Genomic DNA, 20,282 nt, shown 5'->3' on the forward strand with positions numbered 1-20,282 from the left:
GCCTCACTTGTAGCGGATGGTTGGGTTGATCACGGTGTAGAGCATGTCCACCACCAGGTTGATCAGGATGAATTCGAGCGAGAACAGCAGCACCTCGGCCTGGATCACCGGGTAGTCGCGCATCTCGACGGCATCGACCAGCAGGCGCCCCAGGCCCGGCCAGTTGAACACCTTCTCGACCACGATCGAGCCGCCCAGCAGGAAGCCGAACTGCAGGCCCATCATCGTCACCACCGGGATCATAGCGTTGCGCAGGCCGTGCTTGGTCACCACCAGCGTCTCGCGCACGCCCTTGGCACGGGCGGTGCGGATAAAGTCTTCCTGCAAGACCTCGACGAACGAGGCCCGGGTAAAGCGCGCCATCACCGCGGCCACCGCCGCGCCCAGCGTGATGGACGGCAACACGTAGTGCTTCCAGCTGTCGGCGCCGATCGATGGCAGCCAGCCCAGTTGCACCGAGAACACCTCCATCAGCAGCATGCCCAGCGCGAAGGCGGGAAACGAAATCCCCGACACCGCCAGCGTCATGCCGAAGCGGTCCGGCCAGCGGTTGCGCCACACGGCCGAGCCGATCCCGATCACCATGCCGAACACCACCGCCCAGGCCATCGACGTCACCGTCAGCAGCAGCGTGGGCATGAAGCGGTCGCCGATCTCCTCGCTTACCGGGCGCTTGGTACGCAGCGAATGGCCGAACTCGCCGCGGACCGCGTTGGAGAAGAAATTGACGAACTGCTCGTGCATGGGCCGGTCCAGCCCAAGGTCCTTGCGCACCAGTTCGACCGTGGCCGAGTCGGCCTCCGGGCCCGCCGCCAGCCGCGCCGGATCACCCGGCAGCAGGTGGACGAACAGGAACACCAGCACTGCCACGATCAGCAGCGTGGGGATCACGCCCAGCACACGTTTTAGGAAGTAATTCAGCATGACACACCAAGAGGAAAGGCCGCGGGCCGCCCGCCTGCGAACCCCGCGTCGCGGGCAGGCGGCCGTCTGTCGGCTTACTGCTTTACTGCTTACTGCTCTGGGATGGGATAGCGTGGATCGGGCACCTTGGTACTGCCGGCGCCCGACCATCTACCCATTACTGCTTGATGTCGATCTCGTCGAAATTGAACGACCCGTCCGGCATCACATAGGCACCGGTCAGCCGCTTGCTCCGCGCGAACAGCACCTTCTCGGTCACCAGGAAGGCCCACGGCGCATCCTTCCAGATGCGTTCCTGGGCGTCCTTGTACAGGCGCGCCTTTTCGCCACGATCGGTGGTGCGCAGCGCGCCGGCGATATCGGCGTCGACCTGGTCGTTCTTGTAGTACGCGGTATTCAGCAGCTTGGGCGGCATCGACTCGGAAGCCAGCAGCGGACGCAGCGCCCAGTCCGATTCACCGGTCGACGACGACCAGCCGATGTAGTAGATGCGCACGCCGGCATCTTCCGGCTTCGGCACGCTCTCGACCTTCTCCACGCGCTGGCCGGCCTCGAGCGCCTGCACCGAGGCCTTGATGCCGACCTGCTGCAGCTGCTGCTGCACGAACTGGATCACCTTCTGCGCGGTGGTGTGGTTGTAGGCCGACCACAGAGTGGTCTCGAAGCCGTTCGGGTAGCCGGCTTCCTTCAGCAGCGCGCGCGCCTTGGCCGGGTCATACGGCCACGGGCCCAGCTTCTCGGCGTAGTCCACGCCCGGCGGCACCACGCCTTCGGCCGGCACCGCGTAGCCCGCAAAGGCGACCTTGGCCAGCGCGTCCTTGTTGATGGCGTAGTTGATCGCCTGGCGCACCTTGGGGTCGTTGAACGGCTTGACCATGGTGTTCATGGACAGGTAGCGCTGGATGATCGACGGCGACGCGATCAGATCCACCTTGGGGCTGTTCTTCAGCACCGCGGCCTGCTCGAACGGGATGCTGAAGGCGAAGTCGGCCTCGCCGGTCTGCATGATCGCGGCGCGCGTGTTGTTGTCCACCACCGGCTTCCAGGTGATGGTGTCGATCTTCGGGTAGCCGGTCTTCCAGAAGCCGGCGAACTTCTTGCCCTTCAGGTGGTCGGGCTGCTTCCATTCAACGAACTCGAACGGGCCGGTCCCCACCGGGTGGAAGGCAATGTCCTTGCCGTACTTCTGCAGCGCGGCTGGCGAGATCATCACCGCCGACGGGTGCGCCAGCACGTTGATGAACGGCGAGAACGGCTCCTTCAGCGTGACCTTGACGGTATTGGCATCGACCACGTCGGTCTTGGCGACACGGTTGAACAGCGTGTAGCGCTTGAGCTTGTTGGCCGGGTTGGTGACGCGGTCCAGGTTGGCCTTGACGGCGGCGGCATCGAAGGTGGTGCCGTCGTGGAACTTGACGCCCTTCTTCAGCTTGATCGTATACGTCAGGCCGTCCTTGCTCACCTCGTAGCTGTCTGCCAGCACATTGACCAGCTTCATGTCCTTGTCCAGGCCGAACAGGCCCTGGTAGAAGCTCTTCCCGACCGCCTGCGACAGCGTGTCGTTCGAATCGTACGGATCCAGCGAGGTGAAGGTCGAACTCACCGCCATCACGGCATCCTTGGCGGCGAAAACAGGGGCCGAAGCCAGCATGCCCAGCGCGCCGGCGGCAAAGGCGCCGGCCATCCATCGGGGCGAAACCATACGTGCAGACATCGTCGAATCTCCTTGGTAACTTCTTGACTTCCAGGACTTCAATAAGCGCCGCCGACGGCATGCCGGGCGACATAATGGCCGAGCGACCCGCTGCCGGCGACCTGGACCAGCGGCTGCACCACCGGTTCGTCGCCGACCACGCGGATCGGGCTGGGGATCTCGTCGTTGAGCGGCTCGCGCCGCAGGTGGCGCCGCGCCGGGTCGGCAATCGGCACCGCCGACATCAGCTTCTTCGTGTAGGGGTGCTGGGGGTTTTCGAAGATCGCGCGGCGCGGCCCGATCTCGACGATCTGGCCCAGGTACATCACCGCCACGCGATGGCTCACGCGCTCCACCACCGCCATGTCGTGCGAGATAAACAGGAAGGCGATGCCAAGCTCGCGCTGCAGGTCCAGCATCAGGTTGACGATCTGCGCCTGGATCGACACGTCCAGCGCGGACACCGATTCATCGGCCACCACCACCTTGGGGTTCAGCGCGAGCGCGCGCGCAATGCAGATGCGCTGGCGCTGGCCGCCGGAGAATTCGTGCGGGTAGCGCGCCGCGTGCGAGGGGTCCAGCCCCACCTTGTCGAGCAGCCAGGCCACGCGCTGCTCGGCCTCCTTGCCGCTGGCCACCTTGTGCACCAGCAGCGGCTCCATGATCGAATAGCCGACCGGCACGCGCGGATCGAGCGAGGCGAACGGATCCTGGAAGATGAACTGGATATTGCGGCGCAGGGTCTGCAGCGCCGGCCCTTCCATCTTGCTGATGTTCTGCCCGGCGAACTCGATGGTGCCGCTCTGGCTTTCCACCAGGCGCAGCAGCGAGCGGCCCGTGGTGGACTTGCCGCAGCCGGACTCGCCCACCAGCGCCAGCGTCTCGCCGGGATAGAGGTCGAAGCTGACTTGCTCGACCGCATGCACGCGCCGCGTAACGCGGCCGAACAGGCCGCCGGGCACGTCGAAGCGCGTCACCAGGTCCTGCACGCGCAGGATGGGAGCAACGCCCGGGGTAACGGTGTCCTGCGGCGCGACCGGCTCAGCGTTGGCGCTGTCCAGCTGCAGCAGCGGGAACTTGGCCGGCAGGTCGGTGCCGCTCATGGCGCCAAGGCGCGGCACCGCCGACAGCAGCGCGCGCGTGTACGGATGGGCGGGGGCACGGAACACATCGTCCGAAGTGCCCTCTTCCACCTTCTCGCCGCGGTACATCACCAGCACGCGGTCGGCGACCTCGGCCACCACACCCATGTCGTGGGTGATGAAGACCACGCCCATGTGCATCTCGGCCTGCAGGCCGCGGATCAGCTGCAGGATCTCGGCCTGGATGGTCACGTCCAGCGCCGTGGTGGGCTCGTCGGCAATCAGCAGCGCCGGCTTGCACGACAGCGCCATGGCGATCATCACGCGCTGGCGCATGCCGCCGGAGAGCTGGTGCGGATAGCGCTCCAGCACGCGGCGCGCCTCGGGGATGCGCACCAGCTCCAGCATGCGCAGCGCTTCAGCGCGCGCCGCGGCGCGGCTCTTGCCCTGGTGCAGCCGGATCGATTCGGCGATCTGCTCGCCCACCGGGAACACCGGGTTGAGCGAGGTCATCGGCTCCTGGAAGATCATCGCCACGTCGGCACCGCGTACGCTGCGCAGCGTGGCGTTATCCGCGCGCGCCAGGTCGAGCACCTCGCCGCCACGCCGGCGCAGCGCCATGCTGCCAGAGACGATCTTGCCGCCGCCATGTTCGACCAGGCGCATCAGCGCCAGCGACGTGACCGACTTGCCCGAGCCCGACTCGCCCACCACCGCCAGCGTCTCGCCGCGGTCGACATGGAAGGACAGGTTGCGCACGGCCTCGACGGTGCGCTCGGACGTAGCAAAGCGCACGGTCAGCCCGTTCACCGAGACGACGCGCTCGGGCGGCAGAGCGGTGCCGGATGCGGAAGCGTGCGATTGCGCAGGGGTAGTGGCCACTGGAACTCCTTGTATTGCTGCTTGATGCTCGGACTTGCAGGTGCGGTGCAGGTCAGCCGTAGATCGACACGTTCACCGCCTCGCCCACCCGGGCGAAACCGCGATACATGCCTTCGGTGTTGAACGGCAGCGTGACGTTGCCGGCGCGGTCCACCGCGATCAGGCCGCCGCGGCCGTTGATGGCGCGCAGTTTTTCCATCACCACGCGCCGGGCCGAATCCTCGAGCGAGAGGCCGGCGTAGCGCATCTGCGCGGACACGTCGTACGCGGCCACGGTGCGGATGAACATTTCGCCGGTGCCGGTCGCCGACACGGCCGCGACGTCATCGGCATAGCAGCCCGCGCCGATCACCGGCGTATCGCCAACGCGGCCCACGCGCTTGTTGGTGACGCCGCCGGTGGAGGTGGCAGCAGCCAGGTTGCCGCGGCTGTCGCATGCGACCGCGCCGACGGTGCCGAACTTGCTGTCGGGATCGATCGGATCGGCCGCGCTGGCCTTGCCCTGCGCGGCCAGCGCGGCGGCGTCGTGGTCCAGCAGCGCCATGCCTGCGGTGCCGCGAGCGCGCTGCCACTGATCGTGGCGAGCCTGCGTGAAGTAATAGTCCGGCGCCACCAGTTCCAGGCCCTGCGCTTCGGCAAATGCCTCGGCGCCGGCGCCGGCAAAGAGCACGTGCTCGCTGTGGTCCAGCACGGCGCGCGCGGCCAGCACCGGGTTGCGCAGGCGCGTGACGCAGGCCACGGCGCCGGCTTCCAGCGTGGCACCGTCCATCACCGCGGCATCAAGCTCATAGGTGCCGGCATGGGTCAGCACGGCGCCCTTGCCGGCGTTGAACAGCGGGCATTCTTCCAGCAGGCGCACCGCCTCGGTGACCGCATCGAGCGCGCTGCCGCCCTCGGCCAGGACGCGCTGGCCGGCTTGCAGCACGTGTTGCAGCGCTTCGATGTATTCGCGTTCGCGGGCGGCGTCCATCGCCGCGCGGGTGATGGTGCCGGCGCCGCCGTGGATGGCAATGACTGCTGGTTGCATGTGGATGCTCAGGACTTGCGGGTGTTGGAGGATCGGCCGCGCTTGGCGCCAGCCGTGAGTTCGGTGGACTGCGGGGTGCCGGGCGCGGCACGGCCGGCGGACTCCGCGGCCGGCGCGCCGTACAGCCACGGCAGCAGGAATTCAGTCATTTCAGCAGCGGCCTTGACCGGGCGCTCGGCCCGGTGCGCCACCGCGCCGCACAGCGCCTCGATCAGCGCCAGCACGGTGGCATCGGAGTTGGCCGAGAGCCGGTTGCCGGCCTGCGCGTAGAGCGCGATATCGGCCAGCGGCGCCAGCGGCGAGGTCGGCCCGTCGGTCAGCGCCAGCACCTGGCCGCCGTGCGACTTGGCCCGCTCGGCCAGTTCGATGGTGTCCGTGACGTAGCGCGGGAAGGCAATCACGATCAGCAGGTCGCTTGGCTGCTGCTTGAACAACTGCCGCGCCGCATGCGAGGCGCCGCCGGCGCCTGCCACCGAGGTCACCATGCGGCAGTGCATTTCCAGCCCGTGCTGCAGCAGGCCCGCCAGGAAACCGCTGGCGCCGAAACCGGCCACGTAGACACGCTGCGCCGCCAGGATCGCCGAGACCGCGCGCTCGCAGGCCTCCGGGTCGATGCCGCGGCGCGTGGCTTCCGCGTTGGCCGCGGCATCTTCCAGCGAGGCGGCGAAGACTTCGGCCGCGGTCGCGGGCCGCTCCAGCTCGCTGCGCAGCCGCTCCACCGGAGCCAGCGTGGCTTCGAAGCCGCGCACCAGCTCGGCCCGGAACTGCGGATAACCGTCGAACCCCAGCGCCCGCGCAAAGCGGTTGGCCGTGGCCACCGACACCTCCACCGCCGCGGCAAATTCGTCGATGCGCATGGTTGCCGCGCGGAACAGATTGGCCAGCACGTATTCCGCCATGCGGCGGTGCGCCGGCGTCAGCGCCGGCAAGCTGCGCGCAATGCGGTCTGAGATCGAATGGCCTTTTGGCATGGTGGAAGCGGTTGGTCTGGACGTCACCGGATGGGCGCCGTTTTCGTGAAAATGAATTTACACGTAACGCACGAACAAGAAAATAGAGTTTTGCGAGACCAAGGGTAATCCCTGAATCGCCGAGGCACGAAGGCACATTGGCGGTGCACGTTGCCGAGCTGTTTTGCACCGCCACGGCGTGCGGCGCACCGGAAACGCTACAATGCCGGCCAGCGCACCAGACCCGGCGGTTGCCCGCTTTCTCCGCGCTTTTTCTGTTTTTCACTCAGGCATTTCCCCCTCTCGTGATCCGAATCGACCAGCTAGTCCTCCAGCGCGGCACCAAGGTGCTGTTCGACCACACCAGCGTGACGCTCAACCCGGGCGAGCGCGTGGGCCTTGTCGGCGCCAACGGCAGCGGCAAGTCGACGCTGTTCGCGCTGCTGCGCGGTGAACTGCATCCGGACGGGGGCGATGTCATCGTGCCGGCGCAGTGGCGCGTCGCGCACGTGGCGCAGGAAACGCCTGCGGTCAGCCGCACCGCCGTGGATTACGTGATCGATGGCGACACCCGTTTGCGCGAGATCGAAGCCGCCATCGCCGCCGCACAGGCCAGCGGCGACGGCAGCGCCGAGGGCGAAGCCCACGCCGCCTTTGCCGACGCCGACGGCTACACCGCCCCGGCGCGCGCCGAGGCCCTGCTGCTGGGCCTGGGCTTCACGCTGGCGCAGGTGTCGCAGCCGGTGGCCTCGTTCTCCGGCGGATGGCGCATGCGCCTGAACCTGGCGCAGGCGCTGATGTGCCCGTCCGACCTGCTGCTGCTCGACGAACCGACCAACCACCTGGACCTGGACGCCATCGTCTGGCTGGAGGACTGGCTGGCGCGCTACCCCGGCACGCTGGTGATGATTTCGCACGACCGCGAATTCCTCGACGCGATCTGCAACGTCACCGTGCATATCGAGAACCAGCAACTGCGCCGCTATGGCGGCAACTACACGCTGTTCGAGACCCTGCGCCTGCAGCAGATGGCGCAGCAGCAGTCCGCCTACGTGCGCCAGCAGAAGGAAATCGCGCACCTGGAATCGTTCATCACGCGCTTCAAGGCCAAGGCGACCAAGGCGCGCCAGGCACAGAGCCGCGTCAAGGCGCTGGAAAAGATGGAGCGGCTGGCGCCGGTGCACGTGGCCGCCGGCTTCGCCTTCGAGTTCCGCGAACCCGACGCCGCGCCCAACCCGATGATGGTGCTCGACGGCGTCGACTGCGGATATGCCGAGGCCGAGCCGCCCGTCACCATCCTGCACAAGCTGGCGCTGTCGATCCAGAACGGCCAGCGCATCGGCCTCTTGGGCGCCAACGGCCAGGGCAAGTCCACGCTGGTCAAGACCCTGGCCGGCACGCAGGACCCGCTCACGGGCAAGCTGCGCCTGGGCAAGGGCCTGCAGATCGGCTACTTCGCCCAGCACCAGCTGGAGACACTGCGCGACCACGACTCGCCGCTGCAGCACCTGGCACGCCTGGCGCCCGACACCCGCGAGCAGGAGCTGCGCGACTTCCTCGGCAGCTTCAACTTCCGCGGCGACATGGCCACCGCGCCGATCGAGCCCTTCTCGGGCGGCGAGAAGGCGCGGCTGGCCCTGGCGCTGATCGTCTGGCAGAAGCCCAACCTGCTGCTGCTGGACGAACCGACCAACCACCTGGACCTCGATACCCGCGAGGCGCTGACCATGGCGCTGGCGCAGTTCGAAGGCACGCTGATCCTGGTCTCGCACGACCGCCACCTGCTGCGCGCCACCGCCGACCAGTTCATGCTGGTGGCCGACGGCACCATCAAGCCGTTCGACGGCGACCTGGACGACTACCGCGACTGGTTGCTGCAACAGGCCGCGGCCAAGCGCAATGCCGCCACCGCCGCGCACCTGGCAGAGAACGCCGGCGATGCCGCGGCGGCGGTCAACCGCAAGGACCAGCGCCGCGCGGAGGCCGACGAGCGCCAGCGGCTGTCAGCACTGCGCAAGCCGTTGACGAAGGAACTGGAAAAGGTGGAAAAGCGCATGGCGGTGCTGCAAACCGCCAAGGAGGAGATCGACCAGTTCATGGCCGATGAAAGCAGCTATGCCGAAGCCAACAAGACGAAGCTGATGGAGATGCTCAAGCGCCAGGGCGAGGTCAATGGCGAGCTGGAGACGCTTGAGGAGAAGTGGCTGGAGTTGCAGGAGCAGATCGAGCAGATTGCGTAATCTGGTTCGAGTCCCCTCCCTCGCACCACCGCAAACAAGAAACGGCGCCAATGGCGCCGTTTCTTATGTCGATGGCTTGCTCCCGACTCAGCGGAAATTCTTCTCGCGCCGGATCAACCCCACCGCCAGTGTCAGCGTCAGGATAAACAGCCAGATCAGCGACCATGCCGGCACCGACAGCCCCAGCACCGGCGGCAGCGGCGCGGTGCACAGGCCATCGGCGTAGAACACCTGAGGCAGCGCCTTGGCAGTCGGCAGCGCGTTGACCCAGTTTTCCAGCGGGTCGATGCCGCAACTGGCCTTGGGATTGAGCAGCAGCGACACGTGGTAGACCGCCACCGCAATGCCGGCGATGCCGGAGAGCATGCCCAGGCCCTGCCACAGCGAGCGCGTGTTCTGCGCCACCGCGGCCAGCAGCGAGAAGATGCCGATGCCGATAAAGGCGAAGCGCTGCATCACGCAGAGCGGACAGGGCTGGTAGCCCTTTTCAAACTGCAGGTAGAGCGCAACGCCGACCAGGCCGAAGGAAACGAGGGCGATCAGCAGGAAGTAGGCGCGGGAGTTGGCTTGCATGGTTGGCGATCAGGTGTTCCGATAATCGGTGCCGTCAGTGGATGGCGCGGCATTGCTGCGCATTATTACCTATTTTGCAGCGCCTGCAGTTGGCGTCACACGCAGCGCAAGCCCCCTGCCCTGTGGCGGATTGACGCAGGGGTGCTACCCGCCGGCTGCCTGCCACGCCGTGCGCGGCAAACGGTACAGGCAATGGGGCCGCAACGGATGCCCTGGCGGCAATGCGGGATGCTCAAAGCCCACGGCATCCTCGCGCATGCCGAGCCTTTCCATGACCGCCCGCGAGCGTGAATTGGCGAGTGTCGTGAAGGACACGATTTCATCCAGCCCCAGCCGCTCAAAGCCCCAGGCAAGCGCGCCGCGTGCCGCCTCGGTCGCGTAGCCGCTGCCCCAAGCGTGCCGCGCCAAGCGCCAGGCGATCTCCACGCAAGGCGCGAACGGCAGCGCCGCGGTGGGCTCGTGCAGTCCGACAAACCCCAGGAAAACACCGTCCGCCTTGCGCTCCGCTACCCAGACGCCCCATCCCTTCGCTGCGATCAGGCTGCGGCAGTGGTCGGCCATCGCATCGCTTTCAACACGCGTCAGCGGCGCAGGGAAATAGCGCATCACCTGCGCATCGGCATTGAGCGCGGCAAACGGCGCATAGTCCGCCTCGCGCCACTGGCGCAGCCGCAGGCGTTCGGTCTCGAAGGCGATGCCGTCGTCCATACTCAGTCCAGATGGCGCACGCGGTCGATGGCCTGCTCGATGCGTTCCACCGCGATCACTTCGAGCCCGTCGATCTTCTGTTTGGGCGCGTTCGCCTTGGGAATCACGGCGATCGTAAAGCCCAGCTTGGCGGCTTCCTTCAGGCGCTCCTGCCCGCGCGGGCTGGGGCGGATCTCGCCGGCCAGGCCGACTTCGCCGAACACCACCAGGCCGCGCGGCAGCGGCTTGTTGCGCATCGATGAATGGATCGACAGCAGCACCGCGAGGTCGGCGGCGGGCTCGGTGATCTTGACCCCGCCCACCGCGTTCAGGAACACGTCCTGGTCAAAGCAGGCAATGCCCGCGTGCCGGTGCAGCACCGCCAGCAGCAGCGCCAGCCGGTTCTGCTCAAGGCCCACCGCCAGCCGGCGCGGGTTGGGTACATGGGCGGTATCGACCAGCGCCTGGATCTCAACCAGCAGCGGACGCGTGCCCTCCTGCGTCACCAGCACGCACGAGCCCGGCACGGTCTCTTCGTGCTGCGACAGGAACAGCGCCGACGGATTGCTGATGCCGCGCAGGCCGCGCTCGGTCATGGCAAACACGCCCAGCTCATTGACCGCGCCGAAGCGGTTCTTGAAGGCGCGGATCAGCCGGTGCGACGAGTGGGTATCGCCCTCGAAATACAGCACCGTATCGACGATATGCTCCAGCACGCGCGGACCCGCCAGGCTGCCTTCCTTGGTCACATGGCCGACCAGGATGATGGTGATGCCGCTGCTCTTGGCAATGCGCGTCAGCTGCGCCGCGCATTCGCGTACCTGCGCGACCGAGCCCGGTGCGGAGGTCAGCGCCTCGGAGTACAGCGTCTGGATCGAGTCGATTACCGCGACTTCGGGCTTTTCCACTTCCAGCGTGGCCTGGATCTTCTCCAGCTGGATTTCGGCAAGCAACCCCAGCGACGGGCTTTCCACGCCCAGCCGCTGCGCGCGCAGCGCGATCTGCGCACCGGATTCTTCGCCGCTGACATAGAGCACGCGGCGCTGGCCCGCAAGGTTGGCCAGGGCCTGCAGCAGCAGCGTGGACTTGCCGATGCCGGGATCGCCGCCGATCAGCACCACCCCGCCCGACACCAGGCCGCCGCCCAGCACGCGGTCGAATTCATCGATGCCGCTGGAGAAGCGCGGCACGTCAGCGGCATCGATCTCCGACAGCTTGCGCACCGTGGCCGAGGCGGCCAGCGGCTGGAAGCGCTTGTTCGCGGCGGACTCGGCCACCGTCTCAACCAGCGTGTTCCACTGCTGGCAATGCGGGCACTGGCCGGCCCAGCGCGGCGTGGTGCCGCCGCATTCAGTACACGTATAGACAGTCTTGGTCTTGGCCAACGGATGTCCTTGCAGGAAAAAACGAGCCGGGCCCACAAGTGGCCCGGCCGGCAGATGGTAAGTGCGCGGGCCTGCGCCCGCACCAACGCCCCGGATCAGGCCACGGCAGGCGCGGCGCTGTCCGAAGCCGTGATCGTCGCCACCGAGGTCGGCACGCGCGGCGCGAGCGCGCACATCAGCTCGTAGCCGACCGTGCCGCTGGCCTGCGCCACCTCGTCGATCGGCAGGCCCTGGCCCCACAGCGTGACCGGGCTGCCGACCTTGGCCTTCGGGCACGGGGTCAGGTCCACGCACAGCATGTCCATCGACACGCGCCCGACCAGTTCGGTGCGCACGCCATCGACCAGCACCGGCGCACGTTGCTCGCCCCAGCCCGACGCGTGGCGCGGGTAGCCGTCGGCATAGCCGCACGCCACCACGCCGATGCGCATCGGCCGCTCGGCGGTGAACAAGGAGCCGTAGCCGACGGTATCGCCCGGCTGCAGGTCCTGCACCGAGATCAGTTCGCTGTGCAGCGACATGGCGGGCTGCAGGCCGGTGCCGGCAATATCGGCATCGCGCCCGGTCGGCGAGGCGCCGTACAGGATGATGCCGGGGCGCACCCAGGCGCGGTGCGCCTGCGGGTGCCACAGCACCGCGGCCGAGTTCGACAGGCTGGCCTCGCCCGGCAGGTTGGCCGTGGCGGCATCGAACGCCTCGATTTGGTGGGCGACGCCTCGGGCACTATCCGCATCGGAAAAATGCGTCATATGGACGATACTGCCTACACAGGGCATGGCACGGGCGCGCTCCCAGGCGGTACGGTAATCCGCCGGATGGAAGCCGAGCCGGTTCATGCCGGTGTTGAGCTTGAGCTGGATGGCCAGCGGCCCCTTGGCGCGTGCGCTTTCCAACATGCGCAGCTGCTCGTCGCAATGGATCGCGGTGGTCAGGCGGTATTGTTCGATGACGGCAACATCCTGCGGCTGGAAGAAGCCCTCCAGCAGCAGGATCGGGCCCTGCCAGCCAAGGTCACGCAGCAGCACGGCCTCGTTCAGGTCCAGCAGGCCGAAGCCGTCGGCACCCCGCAGCGCAGCAAAGACGCGGCGGATGCCGTGGCCGTAGGCATTGGCCTTGACCACCGCCCAGATGCGCGAATCCGGCGCCTTGCGGCGGATGATGTCGAGATTGTTGGCCAGGGCGGGTTGATGGATGACAGCGTGGATGGGTCTTGGCATGGGAGTCACATCTCAGGAAGCGGACGAGCAAGCAGGCGGCGCCGGCGGGATGGGCGGCCGGCGCGGGCGCTGGAAGGACGGCTCTGTCTCAGTATCGATGGCGCAAACGTCACCTGTCGGTGTACAGCAGCATGTTGCGGCGACTGGCATGCGGGAATGTGCGGAATTGGCACGCCCTTGTATCCCAGTCACCATATCGGTTCGACCACGCACCAGATCAGGGAAGACCCGGTCGGCTGGTCGCGATCGCAGTCGTTATTTGAACACATTCGGATGCCGTTGCCGGGGGTCATTGGGGAATCGGCACGGCAATCCGCTGTCAAAAAGAGCCCTTGCCGGGGTTCGGGAATGTCATGTTTTCGTGATATAAAGCCGGACGCTCCGGCCATGTTCTAAAAGCGAAGCATTATGTCAATGACTGTCAGGCAAGCCTCAAGACGCCGCAGCGCAGCACCTCAGACACAATTCGACACGGCCGCGGCACAAGGTTCCCTGCAAACCATGGCCTCCCCGGTGGGCGCTAGCCTGCCCAGCCTGAGCGGAGTTCGCGATGGAGAAAAAGTCGACAGCATGAAGAAGGGTTTTTACACCATCATGGCCGCGCAGTTTTTTTCTTCGCTGGCCGACAACGCCTTACTGATCGCCGCGATCGCCCTTCTCACCGAATTGCATTCCCCGCAGTGGATGACCCCGCTGCTCAAGCTGTTCTTCGTCCTTTCCTACGTCGTCCTCGCCGCCTTCGTCGGCGCCTTTGCCGACTCCATGCCCAAGGGGCGGGTGATGCTCATCACCAACGCCATCAAGGTGGTCGGCTGCGCCATCATGATGTTCGGGCTGCACCCGTTGCTGGCGTATGGCGTGGTGGGATTCGGCGCGGCCGCGTACTCGCCGGCCAAGTACGGCATCCTGACCGAACTGCTGCCGCCAGAGAAACTGGTGATGGCCAATGGCTGGATCGAGGGGCTGACGGTGGGTTCGATCATCCTGGGCACCGTGGTGGGTGGCGCGCTGATCTCGGTGCATATCTCCAGCCTCCTGCTGCGCTTTGACGTCCCCCTCATCAACACCGGCATCGACACCCCGGCCGAAGCCGCGATGGTGGTGATCATGCTGTTCTACGTGGTCGCCTCGATCTTCAACCTGTTTATCCCCGATACCGGCGCCCGCTATCCGGCGCAGGAAAAGAACCCGATCAGGCTGATCGCAGAGTTCGGCGACTGCTTCGTGGCGCTGTGGCGCGACAAGCTGGGCCAGATCTCGCTGGCGGTGACCACGCTGTTCTGGGGCGTGGGCGCCACGCTGCAGTTCATCGTGCTGAAGTGGGCCGAGAAGTCGCTGGGACTGAACCTGTCCCAGGGCGCGCTGCTGCAGGCCGTGGTGGCCGTGGGCGTGGCCGTGGGCGCGATCCTGGCCGCGGCGCGCATCCCGCTGCGCAAGTCGCTGTCGGTGCTGCCCTTTGGCGTGGCCATGGGCGCCACCGTGATGATCATGGCGTTCTACACCAAGGATGCGATGCCCCATGTCACGCTGGACGTGCTGGGCATGCATATGCCGCTGTACATGGCCATCGCCTATGTGTTCCTGATGGTGGTGGGCGCCATGTCGGGCTACTTCGTGGTGCCGATGAACGCGCTGCTGCAGCACCGCGGGCACGTGCTGCTGTCGGCCGGCCACTCCATCGCGGTGCAGAACTTCAATGAGAACGTCTCGGTGCTGCTGATGCTGTGCCTGTATGCGCTGCTGATCAAGCTGAACGTGCCGATCGGCGTGGTCATCATCGCGCTGGGCCTGTTTATCTGCGTGACCATGGCGCTGGTGCTCAAGCTGCACAAGTACAACGTTCGCACCTTCAACTCGCTGGCGATGATCGGCGAGGACAAGCACCACTAGGGTCTCTCCCGCGTCCATCTGCCTGCAGCCGGCGCGAGTGGCTCAGGCCGTGTCGCCCGGCGCGGCCTGCTGCCCTGGCCTGGACGGCTCCGCCGCCCGTGCCAGCGCACGCTCTTCCCACCCCGGCGGCACCACGAACCCGCGCGAGAATTCGCGCCACCAGCCCGGCGCCTCTGGCCCGGCCGGCTCCAGTTCACACAACATCACCGGCGATTCGCGCCGCCAGCCGTGATCATGGCGCGGGTCGGCAAAGCGCTGCGCCAGCATCGCATGCAGTGCGCCGACATCTTCCGTGCCGGCTTCGGGCACCAGCGCGCCCGATAACCACCCGGTACGCGGCAGGCGGCACCAGCGCAAGCCAGGCCGCGCGGCTGCGCGGGCGGCCCAGCCGTCGAGCGTGGACCACCAGCCGTGCAGATGGTCTGGCGCGATGCCCAGCGCATCCAGCCCCGGCGGCACCCGGCCATCGCGATAGAACAGCCACCCCAGCAGGTAGACCTCGCTGCGGTCCACCGTATGTCCCAGCAGGGCCTGTGCCTCCGCGGTGCAGCCCAGCGGGAGCTGGCGGTGCACGATGTGGCCCAGCTTGTCGCCAAGGCGGTCGACCAGGTTCGGGCCGACGAAATCCTGCGCCCGCGGCACCTGGCTGACGCCAGGCGCCATCAGGTAGAACTTGGCCGCCATCTCCCAGTGGACCACCGCGCCCGACGCCTGCTCGCGCCAGATAAAGTCCAGCTCGCCCAGCGTGCGGATACCCTGTCGCCCTGCGCGCCGCACCGGCACGTTGGCAGCCAGCAGCGACAGCCCCTGCATATGGCGCAGCGCGAAATGCAGCAGCCGCTCGGCATGGCGGCCCAGCCGCAGGCTGCGGCTGGCGGGGTCCTGGTCGGGGTCGTCGGCGGAGGGGGCGGCGTGGCCGTCGGCCAGTTCGTCGATGGTGGCGGGCAGCGTGGCGGGGTCCGCGGCTTCCAGCCAGTGCTGCCAGGCGGCCAGTGTGCCGGCAGGCCAGCGTGCCGGGGCCGCGCCCGGCACCGCCGCCAGCAACGGCGGCGAGAGCGTGGTCCAGGCCAGGTCGCGCGTGCGCGCCGACGCGGCGCGGCGCCACAGCGGCGGGCCCGACGGCCTGTTGCCGTCGCCGCCGCGGGTCAGGGAGAGATCAGGCCCCAGCTCCCGCACGGTCATGAACCTCCCTGGCCAGGCACAGGTCTTCCCAGGCGCGCGCCTTGTCGGTCAGGGTGCGCAGCAGGTAAGCCGGATGGTAGGTCACCACCACGGGGATGCCTTCATAGCTATGTACGGTGCCGCGCAGCTTGCCGATCGGCGTGGTGGTGCGCAGCAGCGACTGCGCCGCAAAGCGGCCCAGCACGACGATCACCCTGGGCTTCACCAGCGCGATCTGGCGGCGCAGGAACGGCTCGCACTGCGCCACCTCTTCGGGCTCCGGGTTGCGGTTGCCGGGCGGGCGGCACTTGAGCACGTTGGCGATAAACACATTGCGCCCGCGCGCCAGCCCGAGCGAGCCGAGCATATTGTCGAGCAGCTTGCCGGCCTGGCCGACGAAGGGCTCGCCCTGCAGGTCTTCGTTCTCGCCGGGGGCTTCGCCCACCAGCATCCATTCGGCCTGGCGGTCGCCCACCCCGAATACGGTATTGGTGCGGTTCTGGCACAGGCCGCAGGCGGTGCAGCTTGCCACGGCGGCGTCCAGCGCCGGCCATTCCATGCTGGCGATGGCAGCTTCGCGCCCCGCTTGCGCCGAGCCGGGTTCCGGACCGGCGGGGACCAGGGCAGGCGCAACCGGTGTCCGGGAGACAGGCGGCGCCACCGGCGCCGACACCGGCATGGCGGGTTCCGCAACCACTGCGGCAAACTCGGCCACAGGCGCCTCGGCAACAGCCATCGCTGCCTGCGCCACGGCCGCCTCCGGCGCGGCGTCTGCCTGCGCATCCGCGCGCTCGCGCGGCACCCATTCGGTCGGGATGCCCAGGACTTCCAGGAACTGTGCGCGGCGGCTCATGCCCTGCCCTCCGTGCCTTCATTGGCGGCGGCCTCCGCCGGCCAGTTGCGGCGCAGCACCAGCGCGTCCTCGCGCTTGCTGCCCAGGGCCGGGTAATAGCCCTTGCGGCGCCCGATCTCGGCAAACCCCGCCGCCTGGTACAGCGCGATCGCCCCGGTATTGGACGGCCGCACTTCCAGCAGCATGGTATGGATGCGGTGCGCGTGCGCGGTGGCCAGCACCACCGCCAGCATCAGCCGCCCCAGCCCCTGGCGCTGGCGCTGCGGCTCGACGGTGATATTGAGCAGGTGCATTTCATCGACCACCGGCATCAGCACGGCGTAGGCCACCAGCGAGCCCACCGGGTCGCGCAGCGTCAGGCCGAGATGCCCGGACTTGACCGAGTTCTCGAAATTGCCGCGGGTCCACGGATGGCTGTAGGCACGCGCCTCGATACCTGCCACGGCCTCCAGGTCGAGCGCGCTCATGCGGCCCAGCGCCCAGCCGACCGGCAGCGCCGGCATGGCGGGCACGGCCGGCCAGTCGTTGCGGTGATCGAGCGGATAGGCTGCACTCACGATGCGCTCCCGGCCTGGGCCGCGGCACGGGCGGCAGCGACGGCTTCGCGTTCGGCGATGGTCTGGGCGACCTTGTCGCGCAGGTAGATCGGCATGGCCTGGTCAGCGTCGATGGCCTCGCCGCGCGCCAGTGCGCGCAGTGCAATCGCGACCATCGGCTGCGCATGGGGCATCGCCTCCGGCAGCACGCGCGCGGCGCGCGCCAGGCCCGCCAGCCGCTCGCCGAAGACGGTGGCTGCGTTGCCGGCCAGCCAGAATTCGCCGTCGGGCAGCGGCACGGTTTCCGGCGCGCTGACCTGCATCGGCGTAACTTCCGCCCATTCCCGCGCGCTGGCATGCCAGCGGAAAGCAGCGGAATAGGCTTCATCCATGCGCGCGTCCAGCGCCACCAGCACCGCGGTATCGTCCGGCAGCGCCGGGGTGGCGGCCCGCGCGCGCTCGGCGCAGGTCATCAGGGTATTGACCGGAACCACCGGCAGCCCGGCGCCGAAGGCCAGCCCCTGTGCCACGCCGCAGGCGGTGCGCAGGCCGGTGAACGAGCCCGGGCCGGCGCCAAAGGCAATCGCAGCACAGTCCGCCAGCGCGATGCCGGCTTCGGCCAGCAGTTCGCCGGCAGCCGGCAGCACGCGTGCCGACGAGCGTGCGCCAGTGTGCTCATGGCGCACCAGGCACTCGACTCCGGCACCCGGCACCGCACGTCCGAGCGCGACCGAGCACCACTCTGTAGAAGTTTCAACAGCAAGAATCCAGGACATGGCGCGATTGTATCCGGTGACGCCCGGAATCGAGGGCTTCTTCGGTTTTATACGGACGGCGCGGCGGCGCCGGGCGGCTATCATCGGCCTGAACTTTCGCAATCCAGACAGCACCTACGGAGGAACCCCATGAGCGACCTGCAGGCACGCTTCGACCAGGCCCAGATCGACGTCAAGCAATTGAGCGAGCGCCCCAGCAACATGTCCCTGCTGCGCCTGTACGCGCTGTTTAAGCAAGGCAGCGAAGGCGATGCCCACGGCGACAAGCCCGGCATGACCGACTTTGTCGGCCGCTACAAGTTTGAAGCCTGGGAAGCCCTGCGCGGCACCGCGCGCGAACAGGCGATGGAGCAGTACATCGCGCTGGTGGAAGAACTGCGCAGCGGCGCAGCCAGCTAAGCCGGCGCAGCCAGGCCCGGCGGCTTCAGGCCGCCGGCACCGGCCGCGGCCGGATCCGCCACGCCGCGAACATCGCGCTGGCGATCACGACACCCACCGCCAGGAAGGTTTCATCGAAGGCCCGGATGCGCGCCGCCTGCACGGCGGCGTCGCCGGCCTGGCCCAGCACCGCGCCGTGCTCCGCCAGCCGCCATTGCAGCCCCACGCCGGCCAGGCTCACGCCGATGGCGCCGCCCAGCTGGCGCAGGAAGTTGATGCAGCTCGAGCCCTGCGCGATCAGCGTGAAGTCCACCCCCCGCATTGCCCCCAGCGTCAGCGACGGCAGGATGCAGCCCAGCCCGATCCGCCCCAGCACCGCCAGTGCCACCAGCACCAGATAAGGCGTGGCGCGCGAGCCCAGCGCCATCAGCAGGAACGACAGCGACAGCAGCGCCAGCCCGAACGACACCTGGACATGCGGCGCGATCTTGTGGGTGAAGCGCCCCGATACGGCAATCGTCAGCGCCAGCACCACGCCCGCCGGGAACAGCACCAGGCCCGCGCGCGACGGCGTGTATTCCAGCGCCATCTGCATATAGATCGGCAGCAGGTAGGTCGAGCCGAACAGCCCCGCGCCGTAGATAAAGGCCACCACCGCCCCGGCCGCGAACTGCCGGTAGCTGTAGAGCCGCAGGTTCATCAGCGGATGCGCCGCGCGCAGCTGCCATAGCACGAACGCCGCCAGCATCAGCACGCCGAAGCCCGACAGCGCCAGGCCTGCGGGCACGCTGTCGCGCATCTCGACCACGCCGTTGAGCAGGCTGACCGTGGCAATGCCGGCCAGGCCCAGCCCGCGCCAGTCCAGCGGCTGGCGCTCGCCCATCATGATCGAGTCCACCGCCATGAAGCGCCGCGCCATCAGCACGCCAATCAGCGTCAGCGGCACCACCACGAAGAAGATCGAGCGCCAGCCGAAGGCCTCGACCAGGAAACCACCCAGGCTGGGCCCCAGCGCCGGCGCCAGCACCACGCCAAAGCCGAACATGCTGATCGCCTTGCCCTGCTCACGCTCTTCGAAGACGCGCAGGATCAGGATATTGGGCAGCGGCTGCATGATGCCCGCGGCGATGCCTTCGGCCACGCGCATCGCGATCATCACGCCGTAGGTCGGTGAAAAGCCGCCGAAGAACCCGCCCGCGCCCAGCAGCAGCGAGGCCCCCAGGAAGGTGCGGCGCAGCCCGTAGCGATTCAGCAGCCAGGGCGTCAGCAGCATCGACAACGTCATCGCGATCATGAAGCTGGCCGCCACCCATTGCGCGCGCTCCTGCCCCAGCACGAAGTGCCGGCTCAGGTCCGGAATCGCTACGTTGATGATGGTGGACGAGACGATCGACGAGATCGTGCCCAGCATCAGCGTCACCAGCACCAGCCAGCGCAGCCGCTCGCCGTAGCGCTCACGCAGCGCCAGCCGGGTCGGCAGACCCGGCCGCTGGCCGGAACCCTCCGGCGTGGCGGAGCCCTCGCTCACCCCAGCCGTCCGGTGTCAGCGATCTCGCGGATCTTGCGCACGGTGTCGATATCGGCCTCGTGGTAGGCGGATTTGACGATCTCGGCGTAGCGGTCATCGCCGCTGGCGTCGACCGCCGGCATGGTGGTGTTGTAGACAAAGCGCAGCAGCAGCGCGCCCGGGCCCGGGGTCTCGATCGCCATGGTCAGCGTGCCGCCGGCATGCTCGGCCGTAGCCGCGGTTTCATAGCGCACCTGCCGGCGCGGCTCGAATACCACATGATCCTGGATCGACGCCTCGCCAAAATGCAGCACGCGATCGATCCAGTTGTCGCCGCGGCCGACTACCTCGGCGCGGTCCAGCCCCAGCACGAAGAGTTCGGGCGACTCGGCGCGCAGCACCAGCCCTTGCCACAGCTGGTCAGGCGTCAGCAGATCCAGTTGAGGATTGCCCGGATCGTTGATCTCAACCAAGTGCTCGAAACGCAACTTCATTCTCCCTGTCTGCAATGATTCGATATT

The 20,282-nt window shown here is 67.7% G+C and carries 18 protein-coding genes; 3 read left to right on the plus strand and 15 right to left on the minus strand.

The genetic code is table 11. The annotated features are described in order from the left end of the window. Nucleotides 1-3: 3 nt before the first annotated feature. The 5 genes from gsiC to AC3WL8_RS17705 form a co-directional block, all read right to left on the minus strand. The gene (gsiC, locus tag AC3WL8_RS17685; RefSeq protein ID WP_013956997.1) at nt 4-924 is read right to left on the minus strand and encodes a glutathione ABC transporter permease GsiC; all 921 of its coding nucleotides are present in this window, start codon (nt 922-924) and stop codon (nt 4-6) included. Nucleotides 925-1,081: 157 nt separating this feature from the next. After that, on the minus strand, nt 1,082-2,638 hold the full coding sequence (gene gsiB, locus AC3WL8_RS17690; RefSeq protein ID WP_013956998.1) for a glutathione ABC transporter substrate-binding protein GsiB: 1,557 nt from the start codon (nt 2,636-2,638) through the stop codon (nt 1,082-1,084). A 38-nt stretch (nt 2,639-2,676) separates the two neighbouring features. Then, a complete protein-coding gene (locus tag AC3WL8_RS17695) occupies nt 2,677-4,581 on the minus strand; it encodes a dipeptide ABC transporter ATP-binding protein (RefSeq protein ID WP_249221177.1) in 1,905 nt (634 codons plus the stop codon). A 52-nt stretch (nt 4,582-4,633) separates the two neighbouring features. Beyond that, nucleotides 4,634-5,608 (minus strand): isoaspartyl peptidase/L-asparaginase family protein, encoded by a 975-nt coding sequence (locus tag AC3WL8_RS17700; RefSeq protein ID WP_013957000.1) that lies wholly within the window; start codon nt 5,606-5,608, stop codon nt 4,634-4,636. A gap of 8 nt (nt 5,609-5,616) precedes the next feature. After that, nucleotides 5,617-6,579 (minus strand): MurR/RpiR family transcriptional regulator, encoded by a 963-nt coding sequence (locus tag AC3WL8_RS17705; protein WP_013957001.1) that lies wholly within the window; start codon nt 6,577-6,579, stop codon nt 5,617-5,619. A gap of 284 nt (nt 6,580-6,863) precedes the next feature. Between AC3WL8_RS17705 and AC3WL8_RS17710 the strand changes: the two genes are divergently transcribed. After that, a complete protein-coding gene (locus AC3WL8_RS17710; RefSeq protein WP_013957002.1) occupies nt 6,864-8,798 on the plus strand; it encodes an ATP-binding cassette domain-containing protein in 1,935 nt (644 codons plus the stop codon). A gap of 87 nt (nt 8,799-8,885) precedes the next feature. On the opposite strand, the gene AC3WL8_RS17715 is transcribed toward AC3WL8_RS17710, so the two are convergent. The 4 genes from AC3WL8_RS17715 to alr all read right to left on the minus strand — a co-directional run bounded on the left by AC3WL8_RS17715 (nt 8,886) and on the right by alr (nt 12,660). After that, complete coding sequence (locus tag AC3WL8_RS17715; RefSeq protein WP_010810635.1) at nt 8,886-9,371, minus strand: disulfide bond formation protein B; 486 nt, start codon at nt 9,369-9,371, stop codon at nt 8,886-8,888. 144 nt (nt 9,372-9,515) lie between these two features. Continuing rightward, on the minus strand, nt 9,516-10,079 hold the full coding sequence (locus tag AC3WL8_RS17720; protein ID WP_211979792.1) for a GNAT family N-acetyltransferase: 564 nt from the start codon (nt 10,077-10,079) through the stop codon (nt 9,516-9,518). Nucleotides 10,080-10,081: 2 nt separating this feature from the next. Continuing rightward, a complete protein-coding gene (radA, locus tag AC3WL8_RS17725) occupies nt 10,082-11,443 on the minus strand; it encodes a DNA repair protein RadA (protein WP_010810633.1) in 1,362 nt (453 codons plus the stop codon). Nucleotides 11,444-11,538: 95 nt separating this feature from the next. Further along, nucleotides 11,539-12,660 (minus strand): alanine racemase, encoded by a 1,122-nt coding sequence (gene alr / locus AC3WL8_RS17730; protein WP_114130991.1) that lies wholly within the window; start codon nt 12,658-12,660, stop codon nt 11,539-11,541. A gap of 570 nt (nt 12,661-13,230) precedes the next feature. Here alr and lplT point away from each other — a divergent pair. Further along, entirely contained in the window at nt 13,231-14,550 is a 1,320-nt protein-coding gene (gene lplT / locus AC3WL8_RS17735) for a lysophospholipid transporter LplT (protein WP_041227955.1), read from the plus strand. 42 nt (nt 14,551-14,592) lie between these two features. Here lplT and AC3WL8_RS17740 read toward each other — a convergent pair whose 3' ends face one another. The 4 genes from AC3WL8_RS17740 to tsaB are packed head-to-tail and all read right to left on the minus strand — an operon-like array spanning nt 14,593 to nt 17,876. Further along, a complete protein-coding gene (locus tag AC3WL8_RS17740; RefSeq protein WP_013957007.1) occupies nt 14,593-15,732 on the minus strand; it encodes a DUF1853 family protein in 1,140 nt (379 codons plus the stop codon). Further along, the gene (locus AC3WL8_RS17745) at nt 15,707-16,564 is read right to left on the minus strand and encodes a uracil-DNA glycosylase (protein ID WP_492378497.1); all 858 of its coding nucleotides are present in this window, start codon (nt 16,562-16,564) and stop codon (nt 15,707-15,709) included. Before AC3WL8_RS17745 ends, AC3WL8_RS17740 begins: the two co-directional genes overlap by 26 nt. Beyond that, on the minus strand, nt 16,561-17,121 hold the full coding sequence (gene rimI, locus AC3WL8_RS17750) for a ribosomal protein S18-alanine N-acetyltransferase (RefSeq protein ID WP_211979794.1): 561 nt from the start codon (nt 17,119-17,121) through the stop codon (nt 16,561-16,563). Before rimI ends, AC3WL8_RS17745 begins: the two co-directional genes overlap by 4 nt. After that, the gene (gene tsaB, locus AC3WL8_RS17755; RefSeq protein ID WP_211979795.1) at nt 17,118-17,876 is read right to left on the minus strand and encodes a tRNA (adenosine(37)-N6)-threonylcarbamoyltransferase complex dimerization subunit type 1 TsaB; all 759 of its coding nucleotides are present in this window, start codon (nt 17,874-17,876) and stop codon (nt 17,118-17,120) included. The genes rimI and tsaB overlap by 4 nt, the downstream gene beginning before the upstream one ends. A 129-nt stretch (nt 17,877-18,005) precedes the next feature. On the opposite strand from tsaB, the gene AC3WL8_RS17760 reads away from it, so the two are divergent. Further along, on the plus strand, nt 18,006-18,275 hold the full coding sequence (locus AC3WL8_RS17760) for an acyl-CoA-binding protein (RefSeq protein ID WP_011615505.1): 270 nt from the start codon (nt 18,006-18,008) through the stop codon (nt 18,273-18,275). Nucleotides 18,276-18,300: 25 nt separating this feature from the next. Here AC3WL8_RS17760 and AC3WL8_RS17765 read toward each other — a convergent pair whose 3' ends face one another. Together AC3WL8_RS17765 and AC3WL8_RS17770 are read right to left on the minus strand one after the other, a co-directional pair. Continuing rightward, a complete protein-coding gene (locus tag AC3WL8_RS17765) occupies nt 18,301-19,782 on the minus strand; it encodes a DHA2 family efflux MFS transporter permease subunit (protein WP_013957012.1) in 1,482 nt (493 codons plus the stop codon). Next, complete coding sequence (locus AC3WL8_RS17770; protein ID WP_211979796.1) at nt 19,779-20,255, minus strand: SRPBCC family protein; 477 nt, start codon at nt 20,253-20,255, stop codon at nt 19,779-19,781. The genes AC3WL8_RS17765 and AC3WL8_RS17770 overlap by 4 nt, the downstream gene beginning before the upstream one ends. Between the last annotated feature and the right edge of the window lie 27 nt (nt 20,256-20,282).

This window comes from Cupriavidus sp. FW305-F7 (assembly GCF_058782875.1).

Excerpts from the sequence above, each read along its gene's own strand:
- AC3WL8_RS17745 (WP_492378497.1), bottom strand. The coding sequence starts at position 16,564 with ATGAGCCGCCGCGCACAGTTCCTGGAAGTCCTGGGCATCCCGACCGAA.
- AC3WL8_RS17705 (WP_013957001.1), bottom strand. The coding sequence starts at position 6,579 with ATGCCAAAAGGCCATTCGATCTCAGACCGCATTGCGCGCAGCTTGCCG.
- AC3WL8_RS17770 (WP_211979796.1), bottom strand. The coding sequence starts at position 20,255 with ATGAAGTTGCGTTTCGAGCACTTGGTTGAGATCAACGATCCGGGCAAT.
- tsaB (WP_211979795.1), bottom strand. The coding sequence starts at position 17,876 with ATGTCCTGGATTCTTGCTGTTGAAACTTCTACAGAGTGGTGCTCGGTC.
- lplT (WP_041227955.1), top strand. The coding sequence starts at position 13,231 with ATGAAGAAGGGTTTTTACACCATCATGGCCGCGCAGTTTTTTTCTTCG.
- gsiC (WP_013956997.1), bottom strand. The coding sequence starts at position 924 with ATGCTGAATTACTTCCTAAAACGTGTGCTGGGCGTGATCCCCACGCTG.
- AC3WL8_RS17760 (WP_011615505.1), top strand. The coding sequence starts at position 18,006 with ATGAGCGACCTGCAGGCACGCTTCGACCAGGCCCAGATCGACGTCAAG.
- gsiB (WP_013956998.1), bottom strand. The coding sequence starts at position 2,638 with ATGTCTGCACGTATGGTTTCGCCCCGATGGATGGCCGGCGCCTTTGCC.
- AC3WL8_RS17720 (WP_211979792.1), bottom strand. The coding sequence starts at position 10,079 with ATGGACGACGGCATCGCCTTCGAGACCGAACGCCTGCGGCTGCGCCAG.
- AC3WL8_RS17715 (WP_010810635.1), bottom strand. The coding sequence starts at position 9,371 with ATGCAAGCCAACTCCCGCGCCTACTTCCTGCTGATCGCCCTCGTTTCC.
- alr (WP_114130991.1), bottom strand. The coding sequence starts at position 12,660 with ATGCCAAGACCCATCCACGCTGTCATCCATCAACCCGCCCTGGCCAAC.
- AC3WL8_RS17700 (WP_013957000.1), bottom strand. The coding sequence starts at position 5,608 with ATGCAACCAGCAGTCATTGCCATCCACGGCGGCGCCGGCACCATCACC.
- AC3WL8_RS17740 (WP_013957007.1), bottom strand. The coding sequence starts at position 15,732 with ATGACCGTGCGGGAGCTGGGGCCTGATCTCTCCCTGACCCGCGGCGGC.